This window comes from Streptomyces pinistramenti, assembly GCF_020564935.1.
Taxonomy (GTDB): Bacteria; Actinomycetota; Actinomycetes; order Streptomycetales; family Streptomycetaceae; genus Streptomyces; species Streptomyces pinistramenti.
Genome location: NZ_JAJCXB010000022.1, coordinates 31,805 through 56,746 on the forward strand (window position 1 = coordinate 31,805; position 24,942 = coordinate 56,746).

At 73.4% G+C, this 24,942-nt stretch carries 24 protein-coding genes; 5 read left to right on the forward strand and 19 right to left on the reverse strand.

What is annotated here, in order from left to right:
* Positions 1–56: 56 nt before the first annotated feature.
* The 4 genes from LIU39_RS17275 to LIU39_RS17290 are packed head-to-tail and all read right to left on the reverse strand — an operon-like array spanning position 57 to position 2,793.
* The gene (locus LIU39_RS17275) at positions 57–779 is read right to left on the reverse strand and encodes a DUF2470 domain-containing protein (protein WP_227047701.1); all 723 of its coding nucleotides are present in this window, start codon (positions 777–779) and stop codon (positions 57–59) included.
* Positions 780–821: 42 nt separating this feature from the next.
* Positions 822–1,493, reverse strand: a complete 672-nt coding sequence (locus tag LIU39_RS17280; RefSeq protein WP_227047622.1) for a phosphatase PAP2 family protein — start codon at positions 1,491–1,493, stop codon at positions 822–824.
* Positions 1,490–2,101, reverse strand: coding sequence for a phosphatase PAP2 family protein (locus LIU39_RS17285; RefSeq protein ID WP_227047623.1), 612 nt, complete (start codon positions 2,099–2,101; stop codon positions 1,490–1,492). Before LIU39_RS17285 ends, LIU39_RS17280 begins: the two co-directional genes overlap by 4 nt.
* Complete coding sequence (locus LIU39_RS17290; protein ID WP_227047624.1) at positions 2,098–2,793, reverse strand: DedA family protein; 696 nt, start codon at positions 2,791–2,793, stop codon at positions 2,098–2,100. The genes LIU39_RS17285 and LIU39_RS17290 overlap by 4 nt, the downstream gene beginning before the upstream one ends.
* Before the next feature lie 110 nt (positions 2,794–2,903).
* Between LIU39_RS17290 and LIU39_RS17295 the strand changes: the two genes are divergently transcribed.
* The 3 genes from LIU39_RS17295 to LIU39_RS17305 all read left to right on the forward strand — a co-directional run bounded on the left by LIU39_RS17295 (position 2,904) and on the right by LIU39_RS17305 (position 5,330).
* Positions 2,904–3,275: a BlaI/MecI/CopY family transcriptional regulator gene (locus LIU39_RS17295; RefSeq protein ID WP_227047625.1), complete on the forward strand. Its 372-nt coding sequence runs from the start codon at positions 2,904–2,906 to the stop codon at positions 3,273–3,275.
* Positions 3,272–4,204: a M56 family metallopeptidase gene (locus LIU39_RS17300; protein WP_227047626.1), complete on the forward strand. Its 933-nt coding sequence runs from the start codon at positions 3,272–3,274 to the stop codon at positions 4,202–4,204. The genes LIU39_RS17295 and LIU39_RS17300 overlap by 4 nt, the downstream gene beginning before the upstream one ends.
* Before the next feature lie 106 nt (positions 4,205–4,310).
* The gene (locus tag LIU39_RS17305; protein ID WP_227047627.1) at positions 4,311–5,330 is read left to right on the forward strand and encodes a YdcF family protein; all 1,020 of its coding nucleotides are present in this window, start codon (positions 4,311–4,313) and stop codon (positions 5,328–5,330) included.
* A 52-nt stretch (positions 5,331–5,382) separates the two neighbouring features.
* On the opposite strand, the gene LIU39_RS17310 is transcribed toward LIU39_RS17305, so the two are convergent.
* The 9 genes from LIU39_RS17310 to LIU39_RS17350 all read right to left on the reverse strand — a co-directional run bounded on the left by LIU39_RS17310 (position 5,383) and on the right by LIU39_RS17350 (position 14,148).
* Positions 5,383–6,150, reverse strand: a complete 768-nt coding sequence (locus LIU39_RS17310) for a class I SAM-dependent methyltransferase (RefSeq protein ID WP_227047628.1) — start codon at positions 6,148–6,150, stop codon at positions 5,383–5,385.
* Positions 6,151–6,237: 87 nt separating this feature from the next.
* Positions 6,238–7,569: an NADase-type glycan-binding domain-containing protein gene (locus tag LIU39_RS17315; protein ID WP_227047629.1), complete on the reverse strand. Its 1,332-nt coding sequence runs from the start codon at positions 7,567–7,569 to the stop codon at positions 6,238–6,240.
* Positions 7,566–8,138 carry a phage tail protein gene (locus LIU39_RS17320; RefSeq protein ID WP_227047630.1) on the reverse strand — a complete coding sequence of 191 codons (573 nt, stop codon included), beginning with the start codon at positions 8,136–8,138 and terminating at the stop codon, positions 7,566–7,568. The genes LIU39_RS17315 and LIU39_RS17320 overlap by 4 nt, the downstream gene beginning before the upstream one ends.
* The gene (locus LIU39_RS17325; protein ID WP_227047631.1) at positions 8,135–10,093 is read right to left on the reverse strand and encodes a putative baseplate assembly protein; all 1,959 of its coding nucleotides are present in this window, start codon (positions 10,091–10,093) and stop codon (positions 8,135–8,137) included. The genes LIU39_RS17320 and LIU39_RS17325 overlap by 4 nt, the downstream gene beginning before the upstream one ends.
* Positions 10,093–10,566, reverse strand: a complete 474-nt coding sequence (locus tag LIU39_RS17330; protein ID WP_227047632.1) for a GPW/gp25 family protein — start codon at positions 10,564–10,566, stop codon at positions 10,093–10,095. Before LIU39_RS17330 ends, LIU39_RS17325 begins: the two co-directional genes overlap by 1 nt.
* On the reverse strand, positions 10,566–12,503 hold the full coding sequence (locus LIU39_RS17335; RefSeq protein WP_227047633.1) for a VgrG-related protein: 1,938 nt from the start codon (positions 12,501–12,503) through the stop codon (positions 10,566–10,568). The genes LIU39_RS17330 and LIU39_RS17335 overlap by 1 nt, the downstream gene beginning before the upstream one ends.
* The gene (locus LIU39_RS17340) at positions 12,503–13,255 is read right to left on the reverse strand and encodes a CIS tube protein (protein ID WP_227047634.1); all 753 of its coding nucleotides are present in this window, start codon (positions 13,253–13,255) and stop codon (positions 12,503–12,505) included. The genes LIU39_RS17335 and LIU39_RS17340 overlap by 1 nt, the downstream gene beginning before the upstream one ends.
* Entirely contained in the window at positions 13,255–13,692 is a 438-nt protein-coding gene (locus tag LIU39_RS17345) for a phage tail protein (protein WP_227047635.1), read from the reverse strand. The genes LIU39_RS17340 and LIU39_RS17345 overlap by 1 nt, the downstream gene beginning before the upstream one ends.
* Positions 13,693–13,767: 75 nt before the next feature.
* Entirely contained in the window at positions 13,768–14,148 is a 381-nt protein-coding gene (locus tag LIU39_RS17350; protein WP_227047637.1) for a hypothetical protein, read from the reverse strand.
* A gap of 2,392 nt (positions 14,149–16,540) precedes the next feature.
* Between LIU39_RS17350 and LIU39_RS17355 the strand changes: the two genes are divergently transcribed.
* On the forward strand, positions 16,541–17,431 hold the full coding sequence (locus LIU39_RS17355; protein ID WP_227047638.1) for a hypothetical protein: 891 nt from the start codon (positions 16,541–16,543) through the stop codon (positions 17,429–17,431).
* On the opposite strand, the gene LIU39_RS17360 is transcribed toward LIU39_RS17355, so the two are convergent.
* From LIU39_RS17360 to LIU39_RS17375, 4 genes are all read right to left on the reverse strand, one after another.
* A complete protein-coding gene (locus LIU39_RS17360; RefSeq protein ID WP_227047639.1) occupies positions 17,406–17,564 on the reverse strand; it encodes a DUF6760 family protein in 159 nt (52 codons plus the stop codon). The genes LIU39_RS17355 and LIU39_RS17360 overlap by 26 nt on opposite strands.
* Positions 17,561–18,040 carry a hypothetical protein gene (locus tag LIU39_RS17365; RefSeq protein WP_227047640.1) on the reverse strand — a complete coding sequence of 160 codons (480 nt, stop codon included), beginning with the start codon at positions 18,038–18,040 and terminating at the stop codon, positions 17,561–17,563. Before LIU39_RS17365 ends, LIU39_RS17360 begins: the two co-directional genes overlap by 4 nt.
* Positions 18,040–18,483, reverse strand: a complete 444-nt coding sequence (locus tag LIU39_RS17370) for a phage tail protein (RefSeq protein WP_227047641.1) — start codon at positions 18,481–18,483, stop codon at positions 18,040–18,042. Before LIU39_RS17370 ends, LIU39_RS17365 begins: the two co-directional genes overlap by 1 nt.
* A 143-nt stretch (positions 18,484–18,626) precedes the next feature.
* Positions 18,627–20,219 (reverse strand): phage tail sheath subtilisin-like domain-containing protein, encoded by a 1,593-nt coding sequence (locus LIU39_RS17375; RefSeq protein WP_227047642.1) that lies wholly within the window; start codon positions 20,217–20,219, stop codon positions 18,627–18,629.
* A 461-nt stretch (positions 20,220–20,680) separates the two neighbouring features.
* Between LIU39_RS17375 and LIU39_RS17380 the strand changes: the two genes are divergently transcribed.
* A complete protein-coding gene (locus tag LIU39_RS17380; RefSeq protein WP_227047644.1) occupies positions 20,681–22,075 on the forward strand; it encodes an RICIN domain-containing protein in 1,395 nt (464 codons plus the stop codon).
* 82 nt (positions 22,076–22,157) lie between these two features.
* Here LIU39_RS17380 and LIU39_RS17385 read toward each other — a convergent pair whose 3' ends face one another.
* The gene (locus tag LIU39_RS17385; RefSeq protein WP_227047645.1) at positions 22,158–24,260 is read right to left on the reverse strand and encodes an ATP-binding protein; all 2,103 of its coding nucleotides are present in this window, start codon (positions 24,258–24,260) and stop codon (positions 22,158–22,160) included.
* Positions 24,257–24,925, reverse strand: coding sequence for a Pvc16 family protein (locus LIU39_RS17390; protein ID WP_227047646.1), 669 nt, complete (start codon positions 24,923–24,925; stop codon positions 24,257–24,259). Before LIU39_RS17390 ends, LIU39_RS17385 begins: the two co-directional genes overlap by 4 nt.
* Positions 24,926–24,942 lie beyond the last annotated feature (17 nt).

Sequence of the window (24,942 nt, forward strand, 5' to 3'; positions counted from 1 at the left end):
AGGGAGTTGGGCCGGGGTGACCGTGTGCGTACGGGCCCGGTCCGGACGCCGTCGGGTCAGGAATCGCTGAGCAGCCGGCTGCGGTGCGAGCGGCGGCGGGCGGCGGCTTCCAGGGCGTGGATCTGGAGGCCGAACTGGTCGACGTCGGTGAGCTGGGTGGGGAACGGGATGCGTACGTCGTGGTGGCCGCGGGTGTATTCGAGGCGGAGGGTGACGCCGTAACGGTCGAGGGCGAGCGGGACGGCGCGCTGCGTTCCCTGCGCGAGGCGGGGTTCCACCAGGCGGATCAGCAGCCGTACGAGATCGTGGTGGTCGTCGACCAGGTGCGTGAGCATGGCGGCCTCGCAGGTGGCCAGCGGGTCGGCGGTGGCGGACATCAGGTCGGCGAGGCCCACGGATGCCTTGGTCGTCGTGGTGTCCAGGACGGCGCGGGCGAACCGGAGGCATTGGCCGTTGACCGAGCCGGGCCGCGGGGGTGAGGCCAGCCGGCCCATGACCGTGACGCGGGCGCGTACCCGGTCGCGGACGGCGGTGGGGGCGATGTCGGTGAATTCGAGGGTGGCGGGTACCTGCCGGGGTGCCGCGTGGTGCGGGCCGGATTCCGGTTCGTCCGTCAACGGATGGAGGTGGATGTGCTGGGTGAGGCCGGGTCCGTTCAGGCGGGACACCTCGGTGCGGGACTCGTCGGTGATCAGCGTCATCGACTGGGCCGAGGCCAGGATGGTGCGGATGCGTTCGGCGTGTGTGGGCTGCGCGGGCGGGCTGTTGAGGGTGCGCATCCAGATCTCCACGGTAGAGAGGTTAGGTTAGGTTTACCTAACTTACTCGTCCGGGAGGGTGCTGCGCCACCGGGTCCGCCCCCGGTGGCCGAAGAGGGCTGCTGCCGCCGCGAGCCATACCGTGGCGAACAGCCAGCCGGCGGCCACGTCGGTGGGCCAGTGCACGCCCAGATAGATCCGCGTCAGGCCGACCGCCGCCGCCCAGCTCAGCGCGACACCGCACAGCAGACGGGCCGCGACCGGGCGCGCGCGGTGGACGATCGCCCCGCACAGCAGGCCGGCGGCCAAGGCGGACGTGGTGGCGTGGCCCGAGGGGAAAGAGTGGCCGGATGCGTGCGCTGCCCAGTCCGCGGCCGGGGGGCGCGGCCGGGCGATCAGTGTCATGAGGCCGTAGCGGGCGGCCTGGCCCGTGGCGAGGCAGGCCAGTGCCGCGACGGCCGCCCGGATCCGCCCCCTGGCACCGCGCCCCGCGATGATCCCGGCGGCCGACGCCATCAGGTACGGCCAGATACCCGTGCCACTGGCGGTGAGGCCGCGCGCGAACGCGGCCGGCCCGTGCGGGCGATGCGTCACCGCCCAGCTGTGCAGCGCCGAGTCCACCGCGAACGGCGCGGGCCCGGCCACCACCACCGCCACCGAGAGCGCCAGCAGCGCGGCGGCGCATCCGGCCGGGACCGTCCACCGCCGGCACGGACCGTGCGCCGCGGCCGTCACCTGTCGGACACCAGCGGCCGCAGCCGGGTGGTGTGCAGTCGCGTGACGAGCGGGGCCGCGCGGCCGAACAGGCGGGTCAGCAGCCAGGCGACGGCCGCGCCCAGGACGAGACCCGCGGCGACGTCGTGCGGATAGTGCGCGCCCACCCACACCCGCGAGGCCCCCATCAGCAGCGCGCACACCGCCGCGAGCGCGCCGATCCGCCGGTCCACCTGGAGCAGCGCGACGGCGGCGGCCGCGGCGATGGCCGCGTGGTTGCTGGGGAAGGACCAGTCACCCAGGGACGGGCACGCCTGGACCGTGACCGTGTGCAGGACCTGGCACGGCCGCTGCTCGTCGACCAGCGACTTGACCACGTCGTTGACGCCGTACGCGGCGACGACCACGAGCGGCGCGGCCAGCGCCCGCGCGATGCGGTCCGCCTCGCCGCCGCTGCGTGCCCGCCACCAGGCGGCCACCATGAAGACCGCGAACACGGCGAGCCCGACGTCCGTCCAGAGGGACACCACCGCGTTCCAGGGGCCCGGGGCGCGCGCGGCGAGCCCGGTGACCCAGGTGTAGAGCCCGCCGTCGATGGCGTACGGGGCGGCGGCGAGTGCGTGCGTCACAGGTGCTCCTCGGAGGGGGAGGCGGAGGGGGGAGTGGGCAGGGCGCGGGCGCGGGAGCGGGAGCGCATGACTTCGACGGCGAGCGGCAGGAGCGAGACGGCGACGACCGCGGCGACGAGGGGCAGCAGGTAGTGGTCGACGTTCGGGACGGACGAGCCGAGGGCGTAACCCGCCAGGACCAGCCCGACCGTCCAGACCAGGCCGCCGGCCACCTGGGCGAGGGTGAAGGTCTTGGCGGGTACGTCCAGCGCGCCGGCCAGCGGGTTGAGCACTGTGCGCACCACCGGGACGAAGCGGGCCAGGACGACCGCCTTGGTGTGCCCGTAGCGCGCCAGCAGGTGCTGGGCGTGTGCGGCGCCCTGGTGGATCTTGCGGGAGCGGCTGCGGGCCAGTGCGGCCCGGCCGCCCCTGCGGCCGATCCAGAATCCGGTCTGCGCGCCCAGGAGGGCGCCGGCCACCGCGGCGATCAGGACCTGCGGCAGCGAGAGATGCACCACGCCGTGCACCCCGGGTACGCACAGCAGCCCGGCGGTGAAGAGCAGTGAGTCGCCGGGGAGGAAGAAGCCGACCAGCAGGCCGGTCTCGGCGAAGAGCACGCACGCGATCCCCAGTGCTCCGAAGGCGGAGAGCAGGGATCCGGCGTCGAGGAAATTCACGGCCTGCGGTGCCGCTGCGAACACGGATACGGCCATAGGGGGCTGCTCCCATAATGGTGGGCAGGGGCTCCTGCGCGAGACTCGACTGTCTACAGTGGAGTAGACGGTCTACATTACTGTAGACGAACATGTGGGAGGGTGCGGCCATGAGCGGCGCGAACGGGGAACGCAGACCTGCCGGAGAGCTGGAGGCCGGGGTCCTGGCCGCACTGTGGGCGGCCGACGGGCCCCTCACGCCCGGCCAGGTGCAAGAAGCGCTCCCGTCGCCACTCGCCCGTACGACCGTGACCACGATCCTCTCCCGCCTCCACGAGAAGGGCAGCGTCTCCCGCGCGCGCTCCGGCCGCGGCTACGCCTACACCCCCGCGCAGGACGCCCACGGCCTGACCGCCCGGCGGATGCACGCGGAACTGGCGAAGGACGACGACCGCAGCGCCGTACTCGCCCGCTTCGTCTCCCAACTCGACGGCGAGGACGAGCAGTTGCTCCGCTCACTGCTCGACGGGAGCACCGAATGAACGACCTCGTGTGGGTGCCACTGCTCGTGCCCTTCCTCGCCGTGCCCGCCGCCCGCCGCCTGGCGCAGGCGCTGCCGCCCACCCGCGCCGCGTGGCTGCTCACCGGCATCGCCGTGGGCCTCGCGGCGTGCAGCACCGCGGCGCTCGCCCTGCTCGTCGTGCCCGGCGCGTCCTACGTCCCCGCCCTGGCCGCACTCGACGCGCTCATCGAGCCGCTGACCGCAGGCCCGCCCGCCGTCACCGTCGCCCTCGCATCGGCCGCCGCAGGACTGCTCGCCTGGAGCGCCGCCGCCGTGGCCGGCTGCCTGCGCCGCCACCGGGCGGACCTGACGCGCGCCAGGGCCCTCGTGGGCGAGGCGCACGGGGAACTGGCGGTCCTGCACGACAGCCGGCCCGACGCCTACGCCCTGCCCGGCCGCCCCGGCAGGATCGTCGTCACCACCGCCATGCTCCGCGCCCTCGAACCGGCCGAGCGGGAAGCGCTGTTCGCCCACGAGAGGGCCCATCTCCGCGGCCGCCACCACCTGTTCCTCGCGGCGGCCGAGCTGGCCGCCCGCTGCCATCCCGCGCTGCGGCCGCTGCGCGAACCCCTCGGATACGCGCTGGAACGGATCGCCGACGAGGCCGCGGCCGCCGCCGTCGGCAGCCGGGCGCTCGCCGCCCGCGCCATCGGCCGCGCCGCCCTGGCCGGCGGACCGTCCGGATTGTCCCGCCCGCTCCTCGCCGCCACCGCGGGACCGGTGCCCCGCCGGGTCGCGGCGCTGCTCCGCCGCGACCTGGGCCGGGCGGCCCCGGCGCCCCGCGTGCGCCGCTTCATCGCCGCGGGCCTGCTGGTCTGCCTCGTCGGCTCCGGCGCCTGTGCGCTGAGCGCGGCGGACGATCTGCACGCACACATCGAAGTCGCCCAGGGCGAAGCCTCACACCTCTGACACCGGCCCGTACGCAGGTGCGGGGGAGCCGGCCAGGGCCGCTGCGGCGGGCGGCCCGAACTGACCTTCCGGCGGGCAAATGCCGTGCCCTGCATACGATGTGCGGATGCTTCCCTTCGCCCCGGCGATCTTCTGCTTCGCCCTCTTCCTTGTCGGCGTGCTGCGTGATCGGCGCCGGTTCAGCAATGCCGTGTTCCTGGGCTTCGCCGTCGTGTTCGCCGTCATCGGGTGGGTCGCCGAGATCGGCCGGGAGCATCCCGTCGTGGGAGGCATCGCGATCCTGGTGATTCTCGCGGTACTGGCGCTGGGCATCGTCGTGTTCGGCTTCTTCCTGATAGCCAACGGCGTGCAGATGCTCCGCAAGGAAGGCCGCAGCCTCGGCAACTTGATGTCCCTGCTGGCCGGTGTGCTGATCCTCGCCGTGATCGTGCTGCTGATCGTGGCCATCGCCCAGCACACCCGCACCCTGATCGTGATCGCCGGCACCGCCATGGCGCTGTTCGGCTACGTCGGGTTCCTCTTCCTGTGCTTCGTCGGCTACGCCTTCCTCTACGGGCGCCTGCGGGTCCGGCGCGACGCCGACTACGTGGTGGTACTGGGATCCGGCCTGATCGGCGGGCACCGGGTGCCGCCCCTGCTGGCCAGCCGGCTGGAGCGGGGACGCGCCGTCCACGAACGGCTCTCGGCGCGCGGCGGCCGGCCGGTGCTGCTGACCTCCGGAGGGCAGGGGCCCGACGAAGAGCTGCCGGAGTCCCATGCCATGGCCGACTACCTGGTGGAGCACGGCTTCCCGGCGGACCGGATCGAGCGCGAGGACCGCTCCCGCACCACCGAAGAGAACCTGCGGTTCAGCCGGGCCCTCATGGAGAAGGCGAATCCGGACTACCGGTGCGTCATCGTGACCAACAACTACCACGCGTTCCGCGCCGCGTTGACGGCCCGCAGGTGCGGCGTCAAGGGACAGGTCGTGGGCTCGCCCACCGCGGCGTACTTCTGGCCCAGCGCGACGATCCGCGAGTTCGTGGCCGTCTTCCTGGAGCACAAGGTGATCAACCTCGGCATCTGCCTGCTCTTCATCCTGAGCGGCTCGACCCTCTGGTACGCCATCGGACTCCTCCGCGGCTAGGGCGCTCCTGACGGATCTCCGCGGCGCCAGGGAAGCCCGCGCCGCCCGCGGCTCAGGCGTGCTCGGGCTTGCGGGCCTCGATGAGGGTCCGGCTGGAATGGGCGAGGAACGGGCCCTCGGCCTCGATCTTCTCGTGCAGCGCCCGTAGGTGGTCCCGGTAGCGCTCGACGGTGAAGCCGGGGACCGTCCAGACCACCTTGCGCAGGAAGTAGACCACCGCGCCGATGTCGAAGAACTCCATCCGCAGCCGCTCCATGCGCACGTCCACGATCTCCAGCCCGGCCGCCCTCGCCGCCGCGGCCTCCTCATCGGGATGGCGCTTGCGGCGCAGCTCGTCGGAGAGCGGGCCGAGGAAGAACTCGATCAGTTCGAAGACGGTCTCGGGACCGACGTGCTGCGCGAAGTACGTACCGCCGGGCCGCAGGACGCGGACGATCTCGGGCCACCACACGGTCGCCGGCTGGCGGCTGGTGACCAGGTCGAACGCCGCGTCGGCGAACGGCAGCGGCGGCTCGTCCGGGTCCGCGACGACGACCACGCCGCGCGGGTGCAGCAGTGCGGTCGCCCTGGCCAGATTCGGCGGCCAGGACTCCGTGGCGGCCATCACCGGCGGGAACCTCGCCGCCCCTGCCAGCACTTCGCCGCCGCCGGTCTGGATGTCGAGCGCCGCCGACACGGTGGCCAGGCGCGCGCTCATCAGTCGCTGGTAGCCCCACGAGGGGCGCGCCTCGGTGGCCCGCCCGTCCAGCCAGGAGAAGTCCCAGCCGTCCACGGATACGGAGCCGGCCTCGTCGACGAATTCTTCGAAGGTGCGTGCCATGCCGTCATCATCGCCCAAGGGAGGTGCCGGGGAGTGACCGGATGCGGTGTGGCGGCCCGCCGGACCGCCACACCGCATCCGGACCCGTCACGAACCGCCGTGGGACGGGCCGAAGAACTCGATGGCGGCGATGGCCACCTGCTTCTTCGGGGCGGTGCTGTAGACCGAACGCACCGTGAAACGCACCGAGGTGACGTTCTGGAACCGGAACGGCCGGTGCTGGAAGCCGCTGCCCTGGTCGAGGACGATGTCCTCGGTGGTGACCTTGCCGTCGTCCGTGGTGATGCGGGCCTCGATGCGGTGCGGCAGGGAACTCTTGCCGAGGGTGTCCGCGTGCGTCGACTCGCCCGGTGTGATCCCGATGTCCAGCAGCCGGGCGGGCTCGTCGAAGCGGGCCTCCAGCCACTCGCCTTCCCCAGGAGTGACACCCGGACCCCACCAGGTGTTGTTGAACGGGTCGAACGCCAGGTTCGGCCCGTGGCCCGGATAGGAGCGCTTGGCCTGGTACGAGTCCGGGGTGACCGGCGCACGCTTCGCGACGTGATCGCTTATCGCGTCGACGGCCTGCCCGATGTGGAACAGGCCCGTCACGACCAGCGCGAGCACCGCGGCGCCCACCACCCAGCGCAGGATGCGCCCCAGCTGCCGGCGCAGCCGCGGGCGGTCACCGGCCCACGGCGCCTCCCTGTTGCGGTGGTCGAGCAGCCGCCGCCACCACGGCCGCCGCGCCGGATTCACCGGCCCACGGGCCATGCGCATCGCGCACCGGCTGCAGAAGTGCCGCGTCGGCTGGTTGGCGGTGCCGCACCAGGGGCAGGCGATGCCGCCCACCAGCTCCTGCTCTCCCGGCGTACGGACCTCGGGCCGCGCGGGCGCGGGCCGTCCCGGCAGCACCGGGGCCACCGAGGGAGGCGGGTCCTGCGGTCCCTGCGGGTCGGCGACCGGGACGAGGAGCGCCCTGGCCCGGTCGGTCGCCGAGCCGGTGTCGGCGCCCGTGCCCGCCTCGGCGGGGAGGGGCCCGGCATCGAAGCCGCAGCCCGCGCCGTGGCCGGGCGGCTGCCCGTCCTGATCCGCCGGCCGGCCGGCCGGTTGTCCGGCACCGGCCGCGTGGGCGTACGGCGGCACCGGTGCGCTCGCGCCCGCGCGGGGGGCAGGACCGTCCTCGCGGACCGGCGGGAGCTCTTCGGTCGGCGTGCGGTCGGCGTCCGGCTCCGCCTCGGCCGACGGCGCGGTGGCGGCCTGCGTGCCGGCGTCGTCCGTCGCGGTGCCGGTGGCGGCCGCCGAGCCGGGGGTCCAGCGCAGCACCGCACCGCAGGTGTCGCAGAACGGCTGCCCCGGCTCGTGCCGCGTGCCGCACTGGTCGCAGGCCAGGACGCGTTCTTCTCCCCCGCGGGCGCCGGAGGCCCGGCTGCTGGTCATGTCGGTGAGGTCCTTTCCGCTGCGGTCACCTGGACCGTGTAGGGCATGTGGGCGGGGCGGGCGGCGGCGACCAGGTCGTCCAGGCGGTGGGTGTCCGCGGGGGACGGGTCGGCGAGCCGGACGGTGACGTGCAGCCGGGGCCGCCGCTCACCGGGGGCCGGGCCGCGCGGCCGGGCGCTCCAGGCGGCGCCGCCGCTCTCGGTGATCTCGGGTTCGACGCCGAACGCCAGCCGCACCGCCTCGGTCAGCCCCTTGCGGGTGCCGCGGACGCGGTGCAGATACGCGGCGGCGGCGACCGCGGCACGCAGCCGCGCCTCGGACCCCGGTTCGTCGTCCTCGATGCCGTCGGTGTCGGCGCCGATCCACCAGCCGATCCAGCGGGTGAAGTCGACCGGGGCGAGCGACGGCGTGAAGTACGTGTCCAGGCAGTCCAGGGCGCTGAGGATGGGCGCGAGCACCTCGTCGAGCCCGGCGACGAAATGCTGCGCCAGGACGTCGTCCGCGAAGGCGGCGGGCAGCATCGGGCCCAGTGGCGCCGATGAGCCGAGACCGTCGATGGATCCCCTCACGACGCGTCCCCGATCACCCGGACGCGGTGGTCGAAGGAGAAGACCAGGGACGGCGCGTCGAGGTCGATCCGCTCGGTCTGGTCGCCGCGCTTGCCGGTGAGCGGGTCGGCCGGGTGCAGCAGCACCTCGTCGACCAGCTCCACACCCGGGACGCGCTGGAGCACCGCGAAGATCTCGCCTGCCTGGACGGGGCGGCCGAAGGGCCAGCCGGTCCCGTCGGCCCCGCCGGTGAGCGGGTCGATGTGCCGGTACAGCGCGTCGTGCGCCTGCCGCCGTACGCGGTCCACGTCGACGCCGCGGAAGGCGTGCAGCGTCGCGACGACGGTGACGCCCTGGTAGTAGGGCGGGCCGACCGCCAGCCGGGTGCCGATCAGGCGCCGTTCGTCGAGATAGCGGGTGACCCGGTCGAGCAACGCGTCGGCGGGCACCAGCTGTTCGAAGCGGAGCTGCCCGCCGGGGTCGGGCACGGCCTGCGGGACGACCAGGACGCGCACCGCATAGGCGCCGTGCTCGTCCTCGTCGCCTGCCAGGCAGGTGATGCGGGCGGTCTCCGGTGCGGCCCTGCGGGCCAGCTCCTCGTAGTCGCGCAGGGTCACCGCGCGGTCCTGGGCCCGGAGCGTGATGGGGGCGCGGGCCCTGGCCTCCGCCACCGTCTCGCCGTCCACCCCGCCGTGCGCGGCCTCGCGGTTGGTGACCTCGGCGACGTAGGGGACGGAGTCGCGCAGGGCCCGGACGGCGCCGCGGGCGACATTGCCGGTGCGGCCGCCGCCGGTGCGGTAGTGGCGGGCCCGGATGGCGGCGCCCTTGGGCGGCACGGCGCCGTAGCGGCGCAGCGAGCCGTCGGGTTCGCGGACCGCGGGCCCGAAGGCGATCTCGCCGGTCGCCGCGTCGAGGGTGAGGTGGCGGTCATCGGGCCCGGACGCGGCGAAGTGCGGGACGACCTCCCAGTCCACCCAGCCGTCGTACTCGGCGATGTGGAGGTGCAGCGGGGGGACGTCGCCGACGACGGGCGCGTGGGCCAGCCGCAGCCGCTGCCCCGGCAGCCCGGTGGACTCGCCCAGGTTCTCGTCCGTGACCCGCTCGGCGTGCACGGAAGGCACCGTACCGCCGAGCGTGAACGCCTCGGCCGCCCGCACGGTGGGGGAGGTGGTGAAGAAGGGCTGGCCGGTCTCCGGTTCGGTGACCCGGCAGCGCAGCCACCCCGCTTCGTTCCGGCCGGAGCGGGACAGGATGTGCCCGCCGGGGATGTGCAGGACGACGTCGCCCGGCCGGTTGAGGCCACCGGTGGTGTCCTCGTCGACCTCGCACACCGTCCACCCGTCGGCGGTCCACGCCTCCCAGGCCAGCGGGGGCTGCCGGGGGTCCACACCGACACCGTCGACCCGGCTGTCGAGCCGCAGCGCCACCGCGCAGTGCGGCACCGCGGCGCTGAGCCCGAGCAGCATGCAGTCGCCCGGCCTGGGCGACTCGGTGAAGCACAGCAGGTCCTCGCCCTCGGCCAGCTCCGACGTCCGGTCGGCGACGGGCTGCCCGTCGTTCTGCACCGCGAGATGCCGCAACTCGCAGGGAATCACGGTCAGTTCGCGTTCGGTGGCGAAGACCACGGCCTCCTCGCCGTCGGCCCGCACGGTCGCCGTCTCCGTCCCGAGGGGGACGTGGACCGGATCCTCCTGCGCGGCGGAGAGCCAGAACGTCATGTCGGTGCGGGCGGCGGACGGCGGGAAGAGGGTGATCCCGACGAGGTCGAGGAAGGCCAGGTGGTTCTTGTCGGGAACGCGGTTGAGCCGGTAGACGATCTGGTCGGCCATGTGGGCGACCGTCTCCACGAGGGTGACGCCCGGGTCGGACACGTTGTGGTCGGTCCACTCCGGGGCGCGTCGCTGGATGTAGCGCTTGGCGTCGTCGACGAACTGCTGGAAGCGCCGGTCGTCGAGGTTGGGGGAGGGCAGTGCCATCAGCGGTCGCTTTCGGTGGCCGGCCCGCCCGCGCCGCCGGGCGCGAAGTCGGAGCCGGATGCGGAGTCGGTGTCGGGCCCGTCGTGGGCGGGGATGACGTAGAAGGGGAAGACGAGGTTGCGGGGGTTGTTGGTGCCGCGGATCGCGTAGCGCACGTCGATGAACAGCACCCCCGGTTCGTCGCCGGCGGACACCTCCACCTCGTGCACATCGATCCGCGGTTCCCAGCGGTCCAGACTGGTGTGCACCTCGTGCTGGATCCGGCCCGCGGTGGCCTCGTTGACCGGCGCGAAGACCATGTCGTGGATGGCGCACCCGAATTCGGGACGCATCGGCCGCTCACCCGGAGCGGTGGCCAGCACCAGATGGATGGCCTCCTCGATCTCCCGCTCACCGGTGACCAGGGCGATGCCTCCGGTCGGACCGATGCGCAGGGGGAAGGCCCAGCCGGAGCCGACGAATTGTTCCGGCATCAGATCACCGGTATCCCGTCGGCGGTGACATAGCCCACCAGCGCGACCTCCGCGCCGCCGATGGCGACGTTGCCCGGCGCCAGGATCTGGAGGGCCGCGCCCGCCATCAGGTTCGCCTCGGCCCCGGCGGCCATCTGCAGCATCCCGCCCACGTCGATCATGCCAGCGCCGGCCGCGTTCAGGTTGAAGATGCCGCCTGCCGTCAGGCCCAGCTCGGCACCGCCCTTGACGGACATCGCCCCGCCCGCCGTGAGGCTCATGGCGCCGCCCGCGGTCAGGTTCATCACGCCGCCCGCTTTCAGACTCAGGTCCGCGCCGGCATCGACGGACACCATTCCGGCGCCCTTGATGCTGACCGTGCCCGCGCTGTCCACCGTGATCTCGGTCTTGGTGCGGTCCAGTTCGACGGTCAGCCGGTTGTCGCCGGTCCGCAGCCGTACCCCGCGCTTGCGGCGGCCGGTCTTCTGGCTGAGCAGGTCCAGGCGGTTGTTCTCCCGGTCGGCGACGGTGTGCCGGCTGGCCTTCCCGCTGATCCGGTCGTGCAGCGGCACGTCGTTCACGTCCGGCTTGTCCTTGCCGTTGTAGAGGCCGCCGATGACGTACGGATGGTCCAGGGCGCCGCGGTCGAACGCCACCAGCACCTCGTCCTTGACGTCCAGCGGGACGATGCTGCCGCCCTCGACGCCGCCCAGCTGCACGGTGCGCGTCCAGTCACTGACGTACGTGTCGTCGAGCCAGGGGAACTGCAGCTTCACCCGTCCCTGCTTCAGGGGGTCCTTCACGTCCGTCACCACCGCGTTGGCCACGCTCGGCAGCCGCGGCGAGGCCGAGGTGCCGCCCGACGCCACGCCGTACAGGGACCGCCACTGCCGTCCGCTGACGGTCACCCAGGTCTCGTAGTGCCGGCCCGATTCGAAGACGTGCCGGACGGCGGTCGCGGTGTACTTGCCCTCGAAGGGCTCGCCGACGTCGGTGAGGGTCACCGGGAGGTCGGGGCGCAGCTTGGGCGCGCCGCGGACGGTGACCTCCAACTCGGCGAAGGACGCGGTCACATCGTCGGCCAGCGAGTCCGCCGCCCGCTTGACCTGCGTCTGCTCGTCGTAGGGCGTGGCCGTCTCGACCAGGGTGCTGGCCTTGAACGCCTTGGCGGCCTTGCCGGGTGTGATGCCGATCCCGAAGCCGGGGTTGCTCGTCGCCGGAGCCTTCGCGGTCAGGGGCTTCTTCGCCTTGACGTCCCAGCCGCGCGCCTCGACCTGCGGGACCTGGTCGGCCGCGGTGACGGCGGCCCGGCAGCGCAGGATGTCGGTGCCCGCCTGCAGCACGTACGGGCTCCTGTCGCCCGGAGTGCTCTCCGGCGGTGCCCCGGACGCCCGGTCGGGGCTGACGAACTGGAACTTCCCCTTCTCGTCGAGGAACATGATCCGCTCGTTCTCGTCGGCGAGACGGCTGAGGAAGTCCCAGTCGGTGATGTTGTCCTGGGTGATGAAGTCGTAGGCACCCTTGGTCGGTTCGATCTTCCCGATCCCGATGCCGCTCTCCTTCACCAGCTTCCGCACGATGGCGGCGGCGGTCATCTTCGCGTATCCGGTCACCCGCCGCTGCCGGAGCATACGGTGGCCCAGGTCGTAGCCGCGGACGACGGTGAAGGTGCCGGTGCCGTCGTAGTCCGTCTCCAGGCCGGTGACCTCGCCGGTGATCAGCGGGTCCTGGGCCCCCTTGCCGTCGGCGATGGGCGCCAGCTTGATCCGGGTGCCGAGCTTGATGCCCGCCCTGCGCAGCAGCTGCCGCTTCGGATCGCGGAAGGTCAGCTGGAACGCTCCGGGCACACCGGCCCCGAGGTCGACCCAGGCGCCGGTGAGCAGCGGCAGGAGCGGGGACGGCAGCGGGCTGCCGCCCACCGTGACGTGGATGACGCTGGAATAGGAGACTCTGGGCATCAGGAGGTCACCTCCTCGACGGCGGGCAGGATGAGTTCGGTTCCGGGCGCGATCCGGGACGGGTCGTCGATGCCGTTGGACTCGGCGATCACCCGCCAGGTGGTGGCGTCCCCGTATTCCCGCCAGGCCAGCGACGGCAGCGAGTCACCCGCGACCATCCGGTGCACGCGCCGCGCGGTGAGCGCGCCGGACGTCGGGTTCTGCCCCTTGGTCTTGTTGGGGATCTCGCGCATCTGGACGTGGCAGGTGGCCCGGATCGGCACCCCGGTGGTGCCGAACAGCGTGTAGTTGGCGTCCACGGACGCGACGTACGCGGTGAAGCGCGCGGTGGAGAAGGCTCCCCACTGGAAGACCACCCACGGCGTGGACGGCTGCTTGGCGGCGATGCTCGCCGAGGTCACCTCGCAGCAGGAGAACAGCGCTTCGACCTTCTTCAGCACGTCGTTGGCGTTCGGGTCGTCGGACGAGTCGAGGAAGACGTCGATGCTCAGTTCGCGGGGATCGGGGCCCATGAACTCCGGAGGCACACCGTCGCGCACCGCCGGAGCCGGGGTGGTCTTCCAGTCCGCGCGGCGGCTCAGCGAGAGCTGGGACGGGTTGAAGTCGAAGCTGAACGTCTTCATCAGCGCGCCGGGCGTGGTGCTCTCACCGATCGGTGGCTCGTGGATGGCGAGCGAGGCACGGACCAGGCTCTTGCCCGCCCCGCCCTTGCTGCCGCCGCCGCTGCCGCCCTTGCCTCCTGACGTGGCCATCAGGCACCTCCCGCATCCGTGAAGCCGTGGTGGGTGATCTCCAGGACCTCGGTGGCGACACCCGGGTTCGCCGGGTCGAGCGAAGGACCCTGCCAGCGGACCGGCAGCACGTCGATCAGCCCCCAGCGGGCGACCAGTGAGCCGTCCGCGCGCAGCGCGGCGATCTGCGCGGTCGGGCGCTTGACGCCGGTGGCGACCGAGGAGATCCAGGCCGCGACCTTCGACGTGTCGGGAGTGAGCGGGCGGGTCAGCCGGATGCTGGAGAAGGTGACACGGGAGGGGAGCTGCCACACGAAGCCGTTGTTGCCGCCCTCCTGGTGGTGCTCGACCTCCACCTCGGACGACAGCCCTTCGCAGCCGTTGAAGTACCCCAGACTCTCGCCGTCGATGGTCAGGGTGAAGAAGATGGTGGATCCCGGGTCGAGATCGCTGGGCATCGGGGACGGCCTTTCGTGTTCGGGCTCGGGTGGTCTGTGAGGTCCGGGGATCTGCCGCCGGGCGCTCGGCCGCGGTCAGCGGCGCGGGTCGCGGAGTCTGCCGATGCGCTCCCGGTCCAGGCGGAGTTCGATTTTCAGTCGCGGCACCAGCGAACCGATCAGACGGTGCACCAACTCATCCAATTGACCGTCCGTCAGTTTCCGGGCGTCGAAAGCGTCGGCACCCCGGGCACCCGAACCGCCCTGGCGGCTCCTGCCCTTGGTCCCGCCATTCCCGCCACCCCTGCCGCGGTCCCCGCCCCTGCCCTGACCCTCGTCCTGGTCCTTGCCGAACGCTGCGCGGGACGTACGCGTCGACGTCCGGTGCGCAGGTGTCTGCGACTCCGGAAGCCGCTGGACGGCCGGGCCGGTCGGCGCGGGCGCCGCGGTCGGGAGCGGGAGCGGGAGCGGTGGCATGGAGCGAGCGGCCGGAGCCGGTGGCACTGCCGCCGGTGGCGTGGCGCTGCTGCGCTGCACGGGCAGGGTCAACGGAGCCGGGGGAGCGGATGCGCCGAGGCGGGTGGGGGGTGCGGAGGGCGGCCCTGTGCGTGCGGGCCCGCCGCTGGAGAGGGCTCGTCGTCGCACGGGGGCGCCGTCGGACTGCCGGGCGCCGGTCGGCGGGGTGGCGGGGGTGGGAGTCGAACCGATGCGTACCGGCCGGACTGCGGCACCCGAGGGGCCGGTGGGGGCGGGCCCGGAGGGAAGGGGCGCCGAGGCAACGGGCGCTGACGGAGCGGGTGTTGTGGGGAGGGACGCGAACGGGGTCGGTCCCGTAGGCGCGCTGCTCCTGGAAGGGCCGGTTCCGGCCGGTGAGGTGAGGCGCTGCACCAACGGCCTTGCGGCGGCCGCTCCGCCACCTGCCCGGACACCGGAAGGCGCCGACGGACCTGCCCCGCCCGGGATCCCGGCTCCCGCAGGCCGCCTCGAAGCGGCACCCCCGCTCGTGGTCCCCGGCAGCGCGGGCCCGCTTCCCTGAGCCACCGGCACAGGCGCCACTGCGGTGCGCTGTGCCACCGGCCCGGCCGACGCGGAACGGTTCCCGGCAGGACGAGCCGGAGGCGCGGCCTGCCCGGTCGGGAGGCCGGTGCGGACGGTGGCGCCTGGGGTGTTGCCGGTCGGCCCGGGACGTGGCGAGGCGGGCGCGGGGGTACGGCGGAGCGGCACGGCCGTCGGCGTACTGCGCCGCTGCACGGGGGTACGGCTGGGCGCGGCGGTCGGCAGGACGGGCGCCAACGGCCGGGCCGAGGACAGGGGGAGGGTGGCTGCCGCCCTGCTGCTGACTGTGGGCGTCTGCGCCTCCGCCTGCGGGGTGGCCGGGCCGGGCTCTGCATGTACCGGCACGTTCCCGGCGTTCGGGGACGCTGACGGACCGGAAGGCCGCGCACCGCCCGCCTTGGTGGTGGGCGATACCGCCCGCTGTGCCGGGAGGGCGCGGCCGGTCGCAGCGCCGAGAGCGGGACGCAGCGGCACCGTGGCCGGACCGGCAGCCCGGGAGGATCCCGGGCCGACGGCGGGTGAGCCGGTTCTCGGCGCGCCCGCCGTCGGACCGGGGGACAGGGGCTTCCCGACCCCCACGGCACGCTGAATCGACGGCTGCCCTGATACCGGTACGGGGCGCTCGCCGGCTGATGTCACGCCTGCTGTGGACGCCGCGGGAGAGGCGGGTGGTACGGAAGGCGTGTGGGATGTTGCTTCAAGTGCAGGGGGCGCGACCGGAGTTGATGAGGGCGAGGTCGCGACCGGAGAGGACGGCGGGGTTGTCGTGGCCGGTGCCGACGATGACGGTGCCGACGGCCGGCGTACCGCATCGGAGGCGCGTACGGGGTGCCCCGCGGAACCCGGACCGACGGATCCGTTGCCCGGCGGCCGTCCCGCACCGCTGCCGGCCACCGAGCCGGACGCGGCACCGGAACGCGACGCATCGCCGGACACACCGGATCCACCAGCCGTACCAGGCACGCCAGACCCTCCGGACCCACCAGGTGTCCCCAGCCCGCCGCGGGCCGTGGATCCCGGCTGCTGCGGCGCGCTGCTCGGCGTACGGGTGGCCGGGGCGCCCGGGGACGCCACCGATCGCTGTACGGGGGCGGATCCGGGGCCGGGCGCGGGCGTCGGGCGCCGCGTGCCGGCGGTGGAGGGCGTGCCCAGGGCGGAGCCGCGCGGGGTGTGGCGGGTCGTGCCGGGGGCGGTGGCGGCCGGACGGGTCAGCGGTACGGCGCTCTTGCCGGTGTGCGCGTCGGGGCCCTGGGCGACGGGGCGTGCGTCCGGGAGCGGCGTGGTCAGCGGGGCGCCCAACAGCGGGCGCCTGCGCGGCTGTCCGGGCGTACGGTCACCGGCCGCCGCCGTGGCGTCGGGCCCGGGATCCGGGGAGGAAGGGGCGGCGGCCGGGGAGGTGCGCGGGGACGGCGTGCCGTCCGCCGGCGCGCCGAGCCCGGCCCGCGCCGCTGCGGGCCCCGGTACCGCGGGCCCCGGTACGGGCTCCGACGCCGCGCGGGTACGCCGCTGGACCGGAGCCGTCGCCGGTGCCGTCGCGGGCGCGTCCTGGGAGGACGGCGCGAGCGGCAGTCGGGCGGGGTCCGGGGCCGGGCCGGGGGAATAACCCGGCCCCGGAGTCATGGGGGCGGAGGCTGCGCGGACGGCGCGCTCCACCGCGAGAGGCACGTCAAGACCGGCCCCGACGGGGCGGGACGGCGCCGCGGGAGCTGACGGACCGGACAGAACGCCAGGGACGGACGGAACAGCGGGTGCATCCGGGCCGGACGAGACGGCGGGCGTGGACGGAACGGCGGGGGCGGATGGAACAGGGGAAATGGACGGAAGGGCGGGGGCGGACGGAACGTCAGGTGCGCCCCGGCCGGAACCGGACGCTCCGGCCGGACCGTCCGCCCCCGGCGCCGCCGCATCCCGTGCCGAGCCCGCCGAGCCGGCCGGAGCCGTCGGCCCGCCCGTGGCACCAGGACCCGGGCTCGCCGGACCGGCCGTCCGGCTCGCCGGCTTCGGCGCCGCCGTACCGGCTGCCACCGTCGGCAGTGCCCGCCGCTGTACCGCGGGCGATGCGGGTGCCGTGGTCAAGGTGGCGGGGCGGGCGGTTCGTACGGCGCCGGACGGGACCGGCGCGACCCGCGGCCCCATCGGCCGGCGGACCGGCAGCGAGGCGCCCGCCCCGGCGGACGCGGCAGCGACCCCGGCACCGGAGCCGACCGGGCCGGAGACACCCGTACCGGAGCCGACCGCACCGGCACCTGAACCGACCGAACTCCCCGTCCCCTCCAGGGAACCAGGCTCAGCGGACGGCTGCGGGGCTGCCACGGGCAGGGTCAGCGACGGCAGGTCGAGTGCGGCCGACGGGCCCGTCGACGGGGTGAGCAGGTCCTTGACCAGTCCGCCGGGTCCGCCGTCGAGGACCGCGTGCGACAGCGTCCCGGTGAAGGACGGGTTCTGCCAGGTGGTCAGCGAGGCGCTGAAGCCGGGGTCGGCGACGTGGCCCGGCGTGCGTGCGGCGGACGCCCGCTGGATCGGCGGCAGCCCGGCCCAACTGCCCGGCCCCCTGCCCTCCGTGGCGTGCGGCTCGGCCGTCGCCCGCGCCGGGTCGTCGGCAGCCGGTGTGCCGACGGCCTCGGATGCCGCGTCGCGCGGGGCGTCCGGCCGGCCGCGCAGCCTGTCGAGGAGTCCCATCAGCCCTCCGTCGATGCGCGTGTGACGAGGGAGGCGATCTCCTCGGCGTAGCGCCGCCGGTCGCGGTGTTCGAGGTCCAGGATGTCCTCCAGACTCCAGTGGAAGTGGTAGGCGACGTACGCGATCTCCTCGTGAATACGGTCGGCCGCGTACGTCACGATTCCCCCAGGCGGCTCCCGCCCAGCTCCACCTCGAACGGCTGCTCGCAGTGCGGGCAGGTCACTCCCGCCCTGGTGTGTCCCTCGGCGTTGACCTGACGGTAGAAGTCCTGGAGGAAGGCCAGGTCGGAGGCGAACATGTTCTCCACGACGCCGTCGTGCACCTGGGGCAGCGTGCCGAGCCGGGTGATCACCCGGCCGAGCAGCACCACCGACAGGTAGGCCGGGTTCTCCTGCACCCTGATGTCCCGCAGCGGGACCAGTTCGTCCCGGGCGGTCGCCAGCCGCATGGAGCCGCTGCGGTGCACGGTGCCGGAGTCGTCGACGTAGCCGCGCGGCAGCTCGAACGCGAACTCGGTGCGCAGGCGCTGCGGTTCGGGTTCCGGCTCCGTGGCCTGCGGCACGGACCCGGGGGTCTCGTCCGTGGCGGCGGACGGGCCGGCCGCCACGGACGAGCGGGTGGTCGTACGACGCATTACTCGATGACCAGTTCTTCGAAGGTGATGGTGACGCTCTCGGTCAGCGCGGAGGCTTCGCCGGCCTTGACCGTGCTGGTGTCGACCTTGCTGCACCAGGCGTTGCGCATGTTGTAGCGCTTGACCGGGTTGTTCATGTAGTCCATCACCATGATCGTGGCGTTCTTGCGGGCCATGTCCATCTGGCCGTTGACCGACTGCGTGATCCACTGGTTGAACGCCGCGGACTGGGTCATACCACGCACGACGGTGCAGGTGCCCGCCTTCTTGACGCCGGGCAGCTTCTTCGTGACGGGCTTGCCCTGGCTGGAGACCTGCTGGTACTCGATGACGTCCTGCTCGATGCTCAGGCCGCTGACCTCCTGGAGGTACTCGACCATGACGCCGTCGATCTGGAGGCCGAAATTGTGTGAGGTGAGGGAATCACCGGGCTGAAGGCTCATGAGGCGCTGTCCGTCCCTTTACTGACGCGGTCCGTCCGTCATGGCGGACGGAGAAGTGGTGAAGTGGGGTTAAGCGAAGCGGAGTTGGCGCGGGCGGGCCGGTGTACGGCGCGTCCGCGGTGCGGGGCCGGGCGGCCGGCCCGCTACTCCTCCAGCTCGCCGCTGCCGCTGGAGAACTGGGCCAGGCGGAAGATCACGAATTCGGCCGGCTTGACGGGCGCGATGCCGATCTCACAGATCACCCGGCCGAGGTCCACCGACTCCGGCGGGTTGGACTCGGCGTCGCACTTGACGTAGAAGGCGTCCTCCGGGCGCGAGCCGAACAGCGCGCCGTTGCGCCACTCGTTGACCAGGAAGGCCGACACGTTACGCCGGATACGGGCCCACAGCGCCTCGTCGTTGGGCTCGAAGACCACCCACTGGGTGCCGATCAGGATCGACTCCTCCAGGTAGTTGAAGTACCGGCGGATGTTGATGTAGCGCCAGGCCGGGTCGGAGGAGAGGGTGCGGGCACCCCAGACGCGGATGCCGCGGCCGGGGAAGGCGCGGATGCAGTTGACGCCGACCGGGTTGAGCAGGTCCTGCTCGCCGCGGGTGATCTGGGTCTCCAGGTCGACGGCGCCGCGCACGACCTCGTTGGCCGGTGCCTTGTGCACGCCGCGCTCGAAGTCGTTGCGGGCCCAGATGCCGGCCACGTGCCCGCTCGGCGGGACCAGCTTCGACTGGCCGCTGGCCGGGTCGAAGACCTTGACCCACGGGTAGTACACGGCCGCGTACTTGGAGTCGTAGCCCGCCGTGTCCTGCCGCCACACCCGGATGTCACGGGCGTTCAGGCCGGGCGGCGGGTCGATGATCGCGACCCGGTCGCCCATCAGCTCGCAGTGCGCGATCAGCCCGAGCTGGACGGCCTTGACCGACTCCAGGTCGATGGCGCCGCGCTGGTAGGCCGCCATCAGGTCGGGAACGGAGACCATCGCGATCTCGTCGACCGCCTCCAGGCCGCCGAAGCCGGTGCGGTCGGCGGAGTCGCCGAGGTACTGGGCGGGGCCGGGGTGGGCGCCTTCCGCAGGGGCGGGCACGGCGGGGACGGCGGCCGGGGTGACACGGCCGAGGGCCACCGTCTGGTTCTCCGGCCGGGCGAGCTGCCCCGCGGGCGCCGCCTCCTGGACCGTGATCAGCCGGGAGCGCTCCTTGACCTGCGTGACGACGTAGTTGCGGTTGCCCTTCTTGGCCGTCACGTCGAAGGACTCGGCGACCTTGTCGCCATCCTTGACGACCAGCTTGAACCGCTCGGCGGGGCCCTCGCCCTCGGGATCGGCCACCTCGACGCTGAGCGGGCCGCCGGTCCCGGACGCGATGGCCCGCACCGCGAACGTGCCCAGTTCGGCCGGGTCACCGGGGGTCAGCTCGGCCGGTGCCGATGAGGCCGCCACCGCTGCCGGTGCGCCGGCCGTGGCGTTCTCCCCGCCGGGTGCGCCACCGACCCGCACCACGTACGCGGCGGAGCCGCCGTTGTTGAAGAAGCCGTAGACGGAGTGTGCCAGGTAGTAGCCGTCGGTGAACTCGCCGAAGGCGGCGACGTACTGGGACCAGTTGGTCACCAGTGTCGGCTGGTTGAGAGGCCCGGTGGGCGCGAGGCCGACGAAGGCCGCCACCGAGGTGCCCACCCCCTCGATCGGACGTGAGCCGCTGGCGACCTCCTCGACGTAGACGCCGGGCGACAAGTACGACGGCATGTTCTGGTTCTCCTCGGGGTAGGACGACCGTGCGAGTTCGGACGCTCTTCACCCTTGTCCGGCCGGGCGGGCCCGTGAAGGTCTCTCCGGGCCTGGCCGGGGGCACGGCCGGTGCCCCAAGGGGCAGTGTGCGCTGGGCGGATGGAATTCCGGGCAGCCACGGAACGGCATCCCGGGCGGCGCAGGACGGGCGCGGCGCCTCCTCGGGGCCGTGGGCGTGGGGGCCTGCCCACCCTCCTACGGCAGGCAGAAGAAGGACGGAAGGGCCGTACGGGCAGTCACCGGGGACCTCCGGGGCACTCTCGGGGTCCGGCCGTACGGGCGGGAGCGCCGGGAGCGACGGCGGCGAGGGCCCTTTTGCCCGCCTGCCGCCCCGGAGGGCAGGCCGCTGCGTACCTTCGGGCAACGGACGGTGCCCCGTGTCCTGCGACATGCCCGAATACCCGCCATAGCCTGGGCAGATGAGCCTGTGGACCTCCCTCGAACCCGCCTCGACCACTGTGGACCCGGGCGGCAGCACCACCGTGCGGCTGCGGCTGCGCAACACCGGCGACGTCGTCGACGAGTACCGGTGCGTGCCGGTCGGGGACCTGGCCCCGTGGACGACGGTCGAGCCGCAGAGCATCCGGCTGTACCCGGGCACGACCGGGTCGGTGGAGCTGACGTTCGCCCCGCCCCGCACCCCCGACGCCACCGCGGGCCCGAACCCGTACGGGGTGCAGATCATTCCGACGGAGCACCCGGAGGCCACCACCGTCCCCGAAGGCAACGTCACCATCACGCCGTTCAGCGAGGTCCGCGCCGAACTCGTGCCGCAGACGGTCAAGGGCCGGTTCCGTGGACGTCCCAAGCTCGCCATCGACAACTTCGGCAACGTCGCCCTCACCGCGTCCGTCAACGGCAGCGACAACGGCGATCAGATCTCGTACGACATCTACCCGGCCAACGTCCAGATCCAGCCGGGGCGGGCCGCGTTCATCAAGGCCACTCTGAAGCCGCGGCAGATCATCTGGGCCGGCGCGAAGCAGTCCCGGCCCTTCACCCTCGGAGTGCAGCGCTCCGGTGCCGAGCCGCTTCCGGTGCGCGGGACCTACGTCCAGCCCGGGTTGCTGCCCCGCTGGCTCGGAGTGGTCCTCAGCATGCTGCTGGCGCTGGCCATCGCGTTCCTCATGATCTGGTTCACGTACAAGCCGAGCGTGGCCACCAAGGCGACGGAGAAGCCGCAGCAGGAGGCCGTCAAGACGGTGCCGACGCCGGATCCCAAACCCACCCCGAGCGCGCCCAAGCCCGAGTCCGACCCGAAGCCGGAGCACACCAAGGGCGGCGGGGACGGCGCCGCGGCGGCCAAGGCGAAGGCCGAGCGGGAGAAGTACCACAACGTCCTGCTGCGGAACGGGACGACGCGGAAGTGCGCCAACGTCTCCGACAAGGGGTCGATCGGCGGCCCCGTCGACCAGCTGACCTGCAACGGGGGCGACGGCCAGGAGCATCAGCTCTGGAGCCTGGAGCTGATGCCCCAGGGCAAGGGCGCAGGGCCTGGCAACGCCGACCTCTACCAGATCAAGAACGTCAAGGACGGCTACTGCATGGACCTGCCGGACAACGGTCCGGCTCCGAAGGAGACGCACATCACGGAGGGCCCCTGCACCGGGCGGAGCGACGACAACCAGAGCTGGTGGCTGGAGAAGCGGGTGGAGACCAACCTGTTCTGGATCCACAACTACACCAGCGACAACCTGTGCATGGACGTCTCCGGCTACGCGAGCAGCGGCGGCGACATGGCCGACAAGATGCCCCTCACCCTCTTCGGCTGCAGTGACACCGACGACCAGGGATGGTCCATCGACAAGCCCTGAGGGCACCACACCTCATGAGCGAGGCCCGGCCGGGACCGTCAAGGACCTGGCCGGGCCTCGCCCGTTCACCTGCCGGTGCCGTTCACCAGCCCATGTCGTCGAGCACCAGGCGGCCCGCCTTGCGGTACTCGCGTCGGGCCCCGGCCAGCAGGTCGGCGCCGCCGACCGGCTCGCCGCGTCCTGCCGCCGCGTAGGCCGCGGTCACCACGGCGCTGCGGATCGAACCGCCGGCCAGCTCGAAGTCGCGGGCGCAGGGCCCCGGATCGAGGCCGTCCACGCACGGCACGTGGACCAGGCTGTGCCGCCACAGCGCGAGGCGCTGCTCGGCGTCCGGGAAGGGGAAGTCGACGATCAGGTCCAGACGGCGGGTGAAGGCGTCGTCGATGTTCGCCCGCAGGTTGGTGGTGAGCAGCGCGATGCCGTCGAACGCCTCCAGGCGCTGGAGCAGGTAGGCGCTCTCCAGGTTGGCGTAGCGGTCGTGCGCGTCCTTGACCTCGGAGCGCTTGCCGAAGACGGCGTCGGCCTCGTCGAAGAGCAGCACGGCATCGGTGCGGTCGGCCTCGGTGAAGATCCGCTCCAGGTTCTTCTCGGTCTCGCCGACGAACTTGTCGACGACCGAGGAGAGTTGGACGACGTACATGTCCAGGCCCAGATCGGCGGCCACCACCTCGGCCGACAGGGTCTTGCCGGTGCCGGAGTCCCCGGCGAACAGCGCCAGGACCCCGCGGCCCCGGCCGCCTCCGGCGCTCAGCCGCCAGTCGCCGAGCACCCGGTCACGGTGCCGGGCGCGCAGCGCCAGCTCCCGCAGATACGTCAACGGCCCCTCGGGCAGCACCAGATCGTCCCAGCCGACGTCGGGCCGGATCCGGCGGGCGTGCCGCTCCAGGCCGGACGCGGACTGCTGCCGGGCGGCGAGCCGCAGGTGATCCGCGGTCAGCGGGACGCCGTCGAGGGCGGCCAGGTCCTGCGCGGAGCGGGCGGCGCGGCGGATCCGTTCACTGCCGAGGTGGTAGGGCGCGATGGCCGCGGCCAGGTCGAAGCCGGGATCCTGTGTGCCGAGGCCCAGTTCCGCCGCCCAGGCGTCCGTCGCGCCCGCACGCAGCCGCGGCGCGTCCAGCACCAGCGGGTCCTGGTCGCACCACTGCGGGTCGTACGGGCGGGGCCCGCCGAACAGGACCGGCACGTCGGGCACGGCCAGCGCCCGGATCAGTGGTCCCGGCCGGTCGGGCAGCGGCGACACGACGATCGCGCAGTCGCGCAGCCGCGCCTCGCGCAGCAGTTGCGGCACCGGGCCCAGCGCGGCGGGCCCGGAGAGACCGGGCCCTTCGTGGTCGCCGTGCGCGTCGTGCGTGGGGGCGGTGTCGGCGGGGCTGAAGTGCAGGGCGGCTTGTCCCGTGGCGCCGAGGGCGGCCGTGGCGCAGGCGAGGCCGTCGCCCTCCCGGTGCTCGCGCAGGTACACCGTGAGCGGACCGGCACCCAGGCGCGCGGCCAGCTTGCCGGTCAGCGGCTCGTCGCCGTCCGCGGGCGCACCGGATGCGGGCAGCGCGGTGACGTACCCGGACAGCGCGGCGTCCTGGGTGTCGTCGCCGAGCAGGTGGGCGGCGACGCGGTCCGGGACGCGCAAGGAGCGGCTGAGGAAGGGGCGTTCCGCCTCCTCGACGAGGAGCAGGCCGTGGCCGGAAAGCGGCGCCGACGGATGGAAGCGGCCGCGCGCCTCCGCGCCGGCGGCGCCGGGAGCGAGCAGTCCGCAGAGGTCGAGGGCCAGCCCGGTGGTGGCCCGCCGGCGGCTGACGTCGTCGTTGAGGTAGCCGTAGAGCGGCTCGAAGCCGCGGTCGAGGTCGGGGGCGACGGCGATCAGCAGGATCGTGGCGTCCAGCGTGGTCAGCCCGAAGCGGCGGGCGAGTGGGTGCAGCCGGTCGCCGTACTGCGGTTCCGCCTCCTCCGGGCCGTCGTCCGCCGGGTCTCCTGGGAGGCGGGATGCGGCGGGGTGCCGCAGGTGGTGGCGTACGGCGTCGTCGGACAGGTACAGGCCGCGCAGCGGGTCGGTGGCGGTGGGATCGCCGGCGCTGCGCGCCTCGACCAGTGTGCCGACCTGGTCGCGCAGCCGGGCGAGCCGGGTGAGCAGCGCCCCTGCCGGGTCATCGACGGCTTCGTTCCGGGGCGCGGCGAGCGCGCTCCCGGTCATCGGGCCTGCTCCGGAGCGCGGCCGTCCTGCGGGGACGGCGTGGTGTCGGTGAGATGGCGCGGCAGGTGCGCGCGCTCTTCGTCCGACGGCCCTTCGATCTCGCGGGCGCGCACCACCGCGCCCTCGGTGACCGGCGGCCCCGCGTCGTAGTCGGGAAAGCCGGGGAACGGCACGGTGACGACCAGGTCGAGCGAGGGCTTGAGTTCGCCGCCGAGCGCGGACCAGACCTCGGACATCGACCGGGAATCGGTGTGCAGCCCGCCGACGGTGAGCGGCACGCTGAGCCCGAGGGCGGCGAGCGAATCCGGCAGGCTCTCGGGCGGCAGGAGTTCGTGCGGCAGCAGGGTGGCCAACGCCGCCGACAGCAGGCGGTGTTCGTCCTCCGGGCGTTTGGTCCAGGCGGTGACGAGATACGACAGGCGGAACCAGCGGGGCGGCCGGCGGCGGCGCACCACGACGCCCCGGTCGTCGTGGACGGGTATCGCACCGCGTTCGCGTCGTTTGACGTCCTCGCGGATGTCGTACAGGTAGGCGTCGAGGGCCGGTGCGTTGCGCCGTGCGGCCCAGGCCCGGGTCGGGGCGTCGAAGGCGACCTCGATGTCGGTACCGGCCAGCGCGCCGCCGGTCAGCAGACCTTTGAGGACCTCGTCGACTTCGTGAATCATGTGCGGTTGCTCCTGTC

Bases quoted from the DNA above. Each gene is read 5' to 3' on its own strand.
- LIU39_RS17275 (WP_227047701.1), bottom strand. From the start codon at position 779: ATGCGCACCCTCAACAGCCCGCCCGCGCAGCCCACACACGCCGAACGC.
- LIU39_RS17290 (WP_227047624.1), bottom strand. From the start codon at position 2,793: ATGGCCGTATCCGTGTTCGCAGCGGCACCGCAGGCCGTGAATTTCCTC.
- LIU39_RS17295 (WP_227047625.1), top strand. From the start codon at position 2,904: ATGAGCGGCGCGAACGGGGAACGCAGACCTGCCGGAGAGCTGGAGGCC.
- LIU39_RS17300 (WP_227047626.1), top strand. From the start codon at position 3,272: ATGAACGACCTCGTGTGGGTGCCACTGCTCGTGCCCTTCCTCGCCGTG.
- LIU39_RS17305 (WP_227047627.1), top strand. From the start codon at position 4,311: ATGCTTCCCTTCGCCCCGGCGATCTTCTGCTTCGCCCTCTTCCTTGTC.
- LIU39_RS17310 (WP_227047628.1), bottom strand. From the start codon at position 6,150: ATGGCACGCACCTTCGAAGAATTCGTCGACGAGGCCGGCTCCGTATCC.
- LIU39_RS17315 (WP_227047629.1), bottom strand. From the start codon at position 7,569: ATGACCAGCAGCCGGGCCTCCGGCGCCCGCGGGGGAGAAGAACGCGTC.
- LIU39_RS17325 (WP_227047631.1), bottom strand. From the start codon at position 10,093: ATGGCACTGCCCTCCCCCAACCTCGACGACCGGCGCTTCCAGCAGTTC.
- LIU39_RS17330 (WP_227047632.1), bottom strand. From the start codon at position 10,566: ATGCCGGAACAATTCGTCGGCTCCGGCTGGGCCTTCCCCCTGCGCATC.
- LIU39_RS17335 (WP_227047633.1), bottom strand. From the start codon at position 12,503: ATGCCCAGAGTCTCCTATTCCAGCGTCATCCACGTCACGGTGGGCGGC.
- LIU39_RS17340 (WP_227047634.1), bottom strand. From the start codon at position 13,255: ATGGCCACGTCAGGAGGCAAGGGCGGCAGCGGCGGCGGCAGCAAGGGC.
- LIU39_RS17345 (WP_227047635.1), bottom strand. From the start codon at position 13,692: ATGCCCAGCGATCTCGACCCGGGATCCACCATCTTCTTCACCCTGACC.
- LIU39_RS17350 (WP_227047637.1), bottom strand. From the start codon at position 14,148: ATGCCACCGCTCCCGCTCCCGCTCCCGACCGCGGCGCCCGCGCCGACC.
- LIU39_RS17355 (WP_227047638.1), top strand. From the start codon at position 16,541: ATGGACGGAAGGGCGGGGGCGGACGGAACGTCAGGTGCGCCCCGGCCG.
- LIU39_RS17365 (WP_227047640.1), bottom strand. From the start codon at position 18,040: ATGCGTCGTACGACCACCCGCTCGTCCGTGGCGGCCGGCCCGTCCGCC.
- LIU39_RS17370 (WP_227047641.1), bottom strand. From the start codon at position 18,483: ATGAGCCTTCAGCCCGGTGATTCCCTCACCTCACACAATTTCGGCCTC.
- LIU39_RS17375 (WP_227047642.1), bottom strand. From the start codon at position 20,219: ATGCCGTCGTACTTGTCGCCCGGCGTCTACGTCGAGGAGGTCGCCAGC.
- LIU39_RS17380 (WP_227047644.1), top strand. From the start codon at position 20,681: ATGAGCCTGTGGACCTCCCTCGAACCCGCCTCGACCACTGTGGACCCG.
- LIU39_RS17385 (WP_227047645.1), bottom strand. From the start codon at position 24,260: ATGACCGGGAGCGCGCTCGCCGCGCCCCGGAACGAAGCCGTCGATGAC.
- LIU39_RS17390 (WP_227047646.1), bottom strand. From the start codon at position 24,925: ATGATTCACGAAGTCGACGAGGTCCTCAAAGGTCTGCTGACCGGCGGC.